Annotated in this window: 9 protein-coding genes; all 9 read left to right on the forward strand. The window is 42.3% G+C overall.

Features of this window, described 5'->3' with window-relative positions; all coding sequences use genetic code 11:
* The first annotated feature begins 28 nt into the window (after positions 1 to 28).
* Entirely contained in the window at positions 29 to 208 is a 180-nt protein-coding gene (rpmF, locus tag ACEW8F_RS03050) for a 50S ribosomal protein L32 (RefSeq protein WP_084504954.1), read from the forward strand.
* 120 nt (positions 209 to 328) lie between these two features.
* Positions 329 to 1,324, forward strand: coding sequence for a phosphate acyltransferase PlsX (gene plsX / locus ACEW8F_RS03055; RefSeq protein WP_373482004.1), 996 nt, complete (start codon positions 329 to 331; stop codon positions 1,322 to 1,324).
* Positions 1,325 to 1,327: 3 nt separating this feature from the next.
* On the forward strand, positions 1,328 to 1,552 hold the full coding sequence (acpP, locus tag ACEW8F_RS03060) for an acyl carrier protein (RefSeq protein ID WP_026394766.1): 225 nt from the start codon (positions 1,328 to 1,330) through the stop codon (positions 1,550 to 1,552).
* A 148-nt stretch (positions 1,553 to 1,700) separates the two neighbouring features.
* Positions 1,701 to 2,366 carry a ribonuclease III gene (gene rnc / locus ACEW8F_RS03065; RefSeq protein ID WP_373482005.1) on the forward strand — a complete coding sequence of 222 codons (666 nt, stop codon included), beginning with the start codon at positions 1,701 to 1,703 and terminating at the stop codon, positions 2,364 to 2,366.
* A gap of 9 nt (positions 2,367 to 2,375) precedes the next feature.
* Positions 2,376 to 5,948 carry a chromosome segregation protein SMC gene (gene smc / locus ACEW8F_RS03070; RefSeq protein ID WP_373482006.1) on the forward strand — a complete coding sequence of 1,191 codons (3,573 nt, stop codon included), beginning with the start codon at positions 2,376 to 2,378 and terminating at the stop codon, positions 5,946 to 5,948.
* Between the two features lie 85 nt (positions 5,949 to 6,033).
* Positions 6,034 to 6,936, forward strand: a complete 903-nt coding sequence (gene ftsY, locus ACEW8F_RS03075) for a signal recognition particle-docking protein FtsY (RefSeq protein ID WP_373482007.1) — start codon at positions 6,034 to 6,036, stop codon at positions 6,934 to 6,936.
* Positions 6,937 to 7,062: 126 nt separating this feature from the next.
* The gene (gene ylxM / locus ACEW8F_RS03080) at positions 7,063 to 7,419 is read left to right on the forward strand and encodes a YlxM family DNA-binding protein (protein WP_304885932.1); all 357 of its coding nucleotides are present in this window, start codon (positions 7,063 to 7,065) and stop codon (positions 7,417 to 7,419) included.
* Positions 7,420 to 7,428: 9 nt separating this feature from the next.
* Entirely contained in the window at positions 7,429 to 8,766 is a 1,338-nt protein-coding gene (gene ffh, locus ACEW8F_RS03085; protein WP_373482008.1) for a signal recognition particle protein, read from the forward strand.
* 61 nt (positions 8,767 to 8,827) lie between these two features.
* Positions 8,828 to 8,965 (forward strand): 30S ribosomal protein S16 (gene rpsP, locus ACEW8F_RS03090; RefSeq protein WP_373482009.1); only part of this gene is annotated, 138 nt, incomplete at its 3' end.

An 8,965-nucleotide genomic window follows, 5' to 3' on the forward strand; every position in this document is an offset into this window, starting at 1 on the left:
ATGACTTTACTATTAGGAGGTGTGAGTGATGGCTGTACCAAAGAGAAAAACTTCTAAGTCAAGAAGAGACAAAAGAAGAACACATTACAAATTAAATATTCCAGGAATGAGTACTTGTCCAAAATGTGGTGAAATTAAATTACCTCATCGAGTTTGCAAGTCTTGTGGCACATACAAAGACGTTAGCGTTATCAGCTTTAACGAATAAACAGAGTTTAGACTCTGTTTTTTCTCTATCTGGGATTATTTTCCTGGATAATTTTATCGATAGTATTTACTGAATAGATTTTTTCTGGGATAATAGACAGATATAAAGGAGGGCGTTATTTTGAATATATTTTTAGATGCCATGGGTGGCGATTATGCGCCCTATGAAATCGTCAAGGGTGCCATCGACGCCGTTAAGGAATATGACGTCAAGCTAACCCTGGTGGGTCACAGGCAAGCCATTTTAGAAGAGCTTTCAAAATACGATTATCCTAATGACAAAATAGAAATTTTGCATGCTGAAACCGTCATCGAAAACACTGAAGAACCGGCTATGGCGATTCGCCGAAAACCGGATTCCTCGTTGGTGGTGGCGTTGGATGAAATGAAAAACAGGGAAAATGCGGTGCTTATTTCGGCCGGTAGTACAGGGGCACTTTTATCCGGCGGGCTTTTAAAACTTGGCCGGATCAAGGGTATTAAACGGCCTGCTCTAGCGGCGACTTTACCCAAAACTGATGGGGTATTTGTGCTGATTGACACGGGCGCCAATGCTGATTGCAAACCAGAATATCTGGAACAATTTGCCCAATTGGGAAAAATTTATTCAGAAAATGTCTTAGGTAAAAAAAATCCGGGGATCGGTCTGATTAATATCGGTGCCGAAGCAAAAAAAGGCAACAGTCTTGTAAAAGCCGCTTATGAGCTTTTGGAAGCTGGCGATTTTAATTTTGTGGGCAATGTGGAAGCACGTGATATTCCCGAAACAAAGGCCGACGTTTTAGTCTGTGATGGATTTACGGGTAACATCGTATTGAAATTAACTGAAGGCATTGCTGAGTATCTGCTTAAGGGAATGAAGACCTCAATCATGAGCAATACCAAAGGTAAAATTGGAGGAATGCTGATTAAAGACAATTTAAAAAGCTTTAAAAAACAATTTGACTATGCTGAATACGGCGGCGCTCCCTTTTTAGGCGTAAAGGGCGGCATTATTAAAGCGCATGGCAGCAGCGATGCCTTTGCAATCAAAAATGCGGTGAGACAGAGTATTAAGTTTATTGAAAATGATGTGTTGCAAAAAATAACCGATAATGCGAAAAATATGGAGGCTTAAGTCATGGATGAACGATTTTTAAAAGTTACGGCAATTATTTCAGAACAACTTGATGTTGATATTGAAAAAATTACTCTTGAAACCTCACTCATTGATGATCTGGAGGCAGATTCACTGGATGTAGTTGAGCTGATAATGGCATTTGAAGATGAATTTGGAACAAAAATTGACGAAAGTGCATTAGAAAATATTCAAACAGTTGAAGATATCATCAACGCAATTTCCTGAGCAAAAAAGGGTGTCGCTGTTAAACACCGGCACCCATTTTCAATAAATTTGGAAATTTGCGCCAGGTCTTGTTCGGTTTGGTTCTTTTGATGGGGAATAGCGAGAAACGTCCAGGTGACATCTCGTAATCGATAAGGGGGGATATTAAGTGACAATCGAAGAAAAAATCGATTACCGTTTCAAAAAGAAAGATTTATTAAAAGTCGCATTAACGCATAGTTCACATTCAGGAAATTCGACCAACAACGAACGACTTGAATTCTTGGGGGATGCAGTATTGGAACTGATTATCAGTGAGTATTTATTTTTGGCTCACAAATTATCCGAGGGTAAAATGACGAAAATCCGTTCCAATATTGTATGTGCCGAGTCGCTTTCCAAGGCTGCCTATGAGCTCCAATTGGGAGATTATATCTTCCTGGGAAAGGGTGAAATTGTCACCGGAGGGCGACAGCGAAAATCGAATCTTGCCAATGCATTTGAGGCCCTGATCGGGGCTGTTTTTTTAGACAGCAATTTCGAAACAACCCGGAAAGTCGTTTTGAAAGTGCTGGAAAGCAATATCCAGTTGGCGTTGTCCGGTGCTTTAGTTAAAGACTATAAAACGGAGCTGCAGGAATATATTCAGAAAAACAATGACAATGTTATTGAGTACGTCCTGGATCGTTCCGAAGGGCCAGAACACAACAAAACTTTTTATATTAAATTGATCTTTAATGGCGATTGTGTAAGCCATGGCATTGGGAAAAGCAAAAAAGAAGGGGAACAGGACGCTGCCAAAAATTATTTGCTTAAGACTAGAAAACTAAATTGAGGTGCGGGCTTGTATTTAAAAAAATTGCGATTGTCGGGGTTTAAATCATTTGCGGACCCTGTAAGCCTTGAGTTTTCAGAAGGTATTTCTGCAATTGTGGGCCCTAACGGCAGCGGAAAAAGTAATATCACCGACGCCATTAAGTGGGTCTTGGGTGAGCAAAGCATTAAATCCCTCCGGGGTAAAAAAATGGAAGATGTTATCTTCTCAGGAACAGAAAAAAAACAAGCCTCTGGTTATGCCGAGGTTGTTTTGATTTTAGACAACAAAGATGGTTCGTTAGAAAACTATCCCCAGGAAATAGCAATCTCACGAAAACTGTTCAGGTCCGGGGAAAGTGACTATGCTATCAATAAAAAAAGCTGCAAACTAAAAGAGATCCAGCGAATTTTTATGGATACTGGTTTGGGAAAAAACGGTTATTCATTGATCAGCCAGGGTAGTATCGAAAATATTTTATCCAGCAGTCCCACCGAGCTGCGGAATATTTTTGAAGAAGCAGTGGGCATTGTTTCCTATAAAACAAAAAAGAACGAAGCTGAAAAAAAATTGGAGCAAACCCAGGGACATTTGGATCGGCTGCGGGATATTATGACAGAAATCGAAAAACAGGTGGGACCGTTAAAAAACCAGTCCCGCAAGGCCAAAAGCTGGTTAACCCTTCATGAGGAATTAAAAACCGTTGATCTGGTAATCTTTTATCGAAAAATGAGCAGTGCCGTTACAGAACTGGAAGAATTAAAAAAGACTCTTGAGGACCAGCTTAAAAGATGTGAGCAAATCGAGACAGCGATCCAGAAAAAAGATCAGCTGTATCAGAAACTGACCATCGAAAATCGCGAGTTGGATCTCTTAGCTGACACCGAAAAGAAGAATCTAACGGTGCTCAGAACGGATTTCGATCAGGTTCAGCGGGATGATATCCGATGCAAAAGCCAGTTGGAAGCCAACGAAATTACCCAGGAACGCTTAAAATCAGAAGTTGAAAGCCTGGCATTCCGAATGGCCGCAACGCTTGAGCGGATCAATGGGCTGGAACTCGATAAAAACGTCCTGATGGAGAATCTCCGGACCCATGAGTCGGCGAGGGGTGAACTGGAAATTACCCTGAATCTGTTATTTAATGAGGAGCAACAAGAAAAAGACCGGATCAAAGCGACCCAGAATGCCATTCTAAATCATCAGTCACTTTGTGAAAAACTCGAAATGAAGCGCTTAGAAATTAAAACCTCGGTACAAGAGGCAAAGACGGAGGCGTCTTTTATTGAAAAGTACCTGGATGAAACTGGGGTCATTCAAAATCAAATTGAGGCTGATCTGGAGCAGCGGAAAAATGATGTGAGCAATCTGCTGGCTGAAAAACAACTACGAAAAGACCGCTATCAACAGTTACAAACCCAGTATAATTACGATTTAGGGGAACAAAAGAAACTCTTGAATCAGGCCCACCTGGTTTCCAATAATGTGAAGGTTAATGCTTCCAAGGTTGAATATTTAAAAAATATTCAAAAAAACTATCAGGATTATTTTCCCACCATTCGAAAACTGATGACTTCAGAAAAGCTGCTGGGCCCGGTAATCCATGAGGTTTATGGCCCCGTTGGCGAACTCATCTCCACCGAAACCAGATATCTCCAGGCCATCGATATTGCCTTAGGTGCAAAAAGCCAGAATATTGTCGTTGCCAGCGTCAAGGTTGCCAGCGATTGTATTAATCTGTTAAAGCAAGAGCGCCTTGGTCGGGCAACCTTTTTACCCCTGGATAATTTAAAATACAGTTCAATCGATGACCGAACCCGAGCAGTGCTTAAAAATATGCCCGGAGTCGAGGGAATTGCCAGTGAGCTGGTCAAAACCGAGGCCGCCTATGGGTCTGCCGTCGAAAGCCTTTTGGGACGAATTATCGTCGCCAGAGATTTTGCTTCGGGAAAAAATATCCAGAAGAAAATGGCTTCCAAATTTACAGTGGTTACGCTGGAAGGTGAAATATTCTATCCCGGCGGTGCCATTGTCGGGGGCCAAAGTAAGGATAATCGACAGTCGCCACTTTCTAAAAAAATTGAAATCCAGAATCTGGAAAAAGAAATCGATCAGCAAAAAAAAGCCCTGGACGAGATCAAGAACCAGGAGGCAATGTCGCAAAAATCATTAACTCTGGCGATCGACCAATTAAAAGAGCTGGAAAATCAGTATAACCACTGCAAACAAGCGCTGTGGGAAAAAAATAAGACAATTGAAGATCTGACCAGAAAACAGCATGAGAGCACGCAGGCGATTTCGTTTCAGCAGCAAAAACTTCGAGGACTCAGGCAGAAACTGGAAAGTTTGAACAAAGAGCTGACAGAAATCGAAGCATCATACAATCAGGCCAAAGAAGCCACAAAAGATCAGGAATCCGATGATCTCGCCCAGACGATCAGACAACAACTGGATGAGGTGCGTTTTAAAGTATCAGAAAGTCAAATGAAGATCACCCGGATTAAAGGCGAAATAGCCGGGTTTAATCAACAAATCGTCTTGATGCAGGAACAGTTGACGCACCAGACAGCCAGAAAAACGGCGCTGGAAGCAGAAATGGCGAACTATCAGAATGACTCTCTGGAGTTGACCCGATTTCAGGAAAAGCTTGGGGCTGATCATATGCTGCTAAGCAAGATGATTGAAGCCCATCGGGATAAAAATAAACAAGCGGCGGAACTTCAAAAAATCAACGCCCAGCGACTGGAAACACTGCAGGAAGAAATAAAAAACGACAATCACCAATTGATTATTGACAACGACCGGAAAAATACCATTTCCACCCAATTAAACAGTCTGCAGCTGCAGATGAACCATTGGGAAGAGAATATCTATAAGAGCTATGAAATCAACTTTTTAATGGCTGAAGATGCCTACCGGCAGCTGGAAGCGGGTCACCAGCTTGATGAACTGGATTTATCCGAAGAACGTCAGCGTAGCTTGAGAGAAAAAATTGGTGCCTTGGGTAATGTCAATCTCAACGCCATTGAAGAATATCAAGAAATTCTCGTCCGGCATGACTTTATGAAAGAGCAAATGGATGATCTCAAAGCCGGAAAAAGTGAGTTGTTAGATATTATCAATACCCTCTACGACGCCATGACCGAGCAGTTTAAGGCTAACTTTATCAAACTTCAGGAGAACTTTACCCGAATCTTCAGTATTCTATTTGAAGGCGGCCGGGCTTATCTGGAGTTTACCGATCCCACCGGGGTGCTGGAAGGGGGAATTGAACTGGTGGCGCAGCCGCCAGGAAAACGGCTGCGCCATATTTCCCTGCTTTCCGGAGGTGAAAAGTCAATGGTCGCCATCGCCTTGCTCTTTTCCTTTCTGGAAATTAATCCGTCCCCTTTTTGCGTGATTGACGAGGTGGACGCTGCTTTGGACGATCATAATATTTACCGTTACATCACTTATCTCAAAAAAGTGGCGGAACATAATCAGTTTATCACCATCACCCACCGCCGCACCACCCTGGAAGTTTGTGATAATCTCTATGGGGTGTCGATGTCCAAGGATGGAGTGTCCCAATTGGTGTCGGTTCGACTGACGGATTATGCTTGAAATGATGGTAAGGAAAATTACAAACTAACCCCAAAAAATACTCACTTAGGCAAGGTTCTAAGGGATTAAAACGAAGGAGGCAACGATGGAATTAAGTTTATATGAACGGATGCGCAACAAACTGGTCAAAACGGCTGACAATTTCAAGGAGAAAATTGAAAATGTTATGTATATGGGAAGCTTTGACGATGATTTCTTTGACGAGCTGGAGGAAACCCTGATTCTTTCGGATTTAGGCGCGCAAACTTCAGTGAAAATTACGGCGGCGCTGCGGGCTAAGATTAAGGAAACCCGGTCAAAAAGCAAGGAAGAAGTGATGGGCTTCCTCAAAGAAATTCTGGTTGAGATGGTTCAGGTGGAAACCGAAAAACCGCAGCTACCGACGATTATGCTGGTTGTTGGCGTCAACGGGGTTGGCAAAACCACCACCATTGCCAAGCTTTCTGAGCGCTATAAAAAAGAAGGTAAAAAAGTTGTTATTGCGGCCGCCGATACTTTTCGGGCCGCGGCGGTGGAACAGCTGGATGAATGGGCGAGGCGAGTTGGGGTGGATATTATTAAAAGTACTACCGGCGCAGATCCAAGCTCGGTGATTTTTGACGCCATTGGTGCGGCTAAGGCTCGCAAGGCCGATATTCTGATTTGCGATACCGCCGGCCGTCTGCATAACAAGGTCAACCTGATGAAAGAACTTGAAAAGATCAGCCGGGTGATTAATCGGGAAGGTGAAGGGTTCTCGATTCATAATTTAATGGTATTAGACGCCACCACTGGTCAGAATGCCATTAACCAGGCCAAGGTCTTTCATGAGTGTGTCGAAATCAAGGGGATTGTCCTGACCAAGCTGGATGGAACCGCCAAAGGCGGCATCGCCATTTCGATTATTGATGAAATGCAGATCCCTATCGAATATGTTGGAATCGGTGAAAAATCAGAAGATCTGATTGATTTTGATCCCAAGAAATTTGTGGATCTGCTATTTGAGTAAAGGGTCTTTAAGATTTTGAAGAAATGTCCAGATTTACGCGAATAAAAGCTTGACATTTTTGCTGCCAAGACTTACAATAATGAGGTCGTCAAGTAAATTTCCTTTACGACGATAATGAAGGTGCATATGGAAAAAAAAGTAGGGGAACAGTATTTATTTGATTTTTATGGTGAACTGCTAACCACTAAACAGAAGCAGATCTTAGAGTATTACTACGACGATGACTATAGCCTGGCAGAAATTGCCGAGGTGATGGCAGTTACCCGGCAGGGTATTTTTGATGTAATTAAACGCTCTAAAGCCATGATGGAAGCCTATGAAGAAAAACTGGGACTCATCGCCAGGTTTTTAAAATCTCAAATTCTTTTGGAAGAAATTGAGAAAGTTTTATTGGATTGTGCTGATCGGGAAAAAGACGAACGGCTTAAATCTGAATTGATGCTGGTGGTTGAAAAACTGAAAAATGTCAGTGAAGAAAACTAGAGGTGACAGATGATCTTTGAAGGACTAAATGAAAAATTTCAAACTATTTTCTCCCAATTAAAGCGCAAAGGAAAATTAAACGAAAAAGACATCCAGGAAGTCAATCGGGAAATTAAAATGGCTCTTTTAGAAGCCGATGTCAATTTCAAAGTGGTTAAGCAGTTCACCAAAAATATCGGCGAACGCGCTATCGGGCAAGAAGTACTTAGCAGCCTGACCCCGGGACAACAGTTTATAAAAATTGTTAAAGATGAAATGACAACCCTTCTGGGTGGCGAAATTGAGCGCATGGACTTTGTTCAGGGACGCCAGAATGTTTATATGATGGTAGGTCTCCAGGGTGCTGGTAAAACAACCACAGCGGCCAAGCTGGCCAACCTGTTGCGTAAAGAAAAAAAATTCAAACCCTTGCTGGTTGCCTGTGACGTTTATCGCCCAGCGGCAATTAAACAGCTGGAAATTCTTGGGGATGAACTAAAGATTGACGTCTATTCTGAACATGATGTCAAAGATCCGGTGGGCATTGCCAAACGGGGACTGCAAAAAGCTGTCGAAGGCCATTATGATCTGGTGATCATGGATACCGCCGGTCGATTGCAAATCGATGAAGCACTCATGGATGAACTGGTCAATATCAAAAATACTATTAATCCTACGGAGATTTTATTAACCGTTGATGGGATGACCGGGCAGGAATCGGTCAATGTTGCCAACGAGTTTAATCGCCTCCTTGATATTTCGGGGGTAATCCTGACTAAACTGGACGGAGATACCCGTGGTGGGGCGGCCTTATCGATTACCTATACGATCGGCAAAGCCATAAAATACATCGGAACCGGTGAAAAATTAACCGATATTGAACTCTTTTATCCAGATCGGATGGCATCGCGAATTTTGGGAATGGGGGATGTATTATCCTTTATTGACAAAGCCCAAAGTATGATGGATGACGAAAAAGCCAAAGAGCTGGAAGAAAAGTTTAGAAATCAGGATTTTGATCTCAATGACTTTTTAGATCAGATCAAGCAGATCGAAAGTATGGGTTCAATCAGCAGCTTGCTGGAAATGATGCCGGGAGCCAGTAAAAAAGCATTGAAAAATGTCGATTTATCGGGCGCCGATACAAAAAAAACCGAGGCCATCATCTTATCGATGACTCAGGAAGAACGACATAAGCCAGGGATCATCAATGCCAGCAGACGAAGACGAATCGCGTTGGGAAGCGGCACCATGGTTGCCGATGTAAACCGGTTATTAAAGGGATTTGAACAATCCAAAAAGATGATGAAACAAATGACAAATCCAGGCATGGCTAAAAAAGGACGGATGAAGCTTCCGTTTATGTAAAATCAGTGTTATCAAGGACATTATGTCATTAGATAAAGAAGTTAAGAAAGGGGGAACGAACATGGCAGTTAAAATCAGATTAAAAAGAATGGGTAAAAAGAAAAAACCTTTTTATAGAATCGTTGTTGCAGATGCACGAGCACCACGTGATGGTAAGTTCATCGAAGAAATTGGATACTACAACCCTTGTGTTGACCCT

The organism is Acetobacterium sp., assembly GCF_041752335.1.
Taxonomy (GTDB): domain Bacteria; phylum Bacillota; class Clostridia; order Eubacteriales; family Eubacteriaceae; genus Acetobacterium.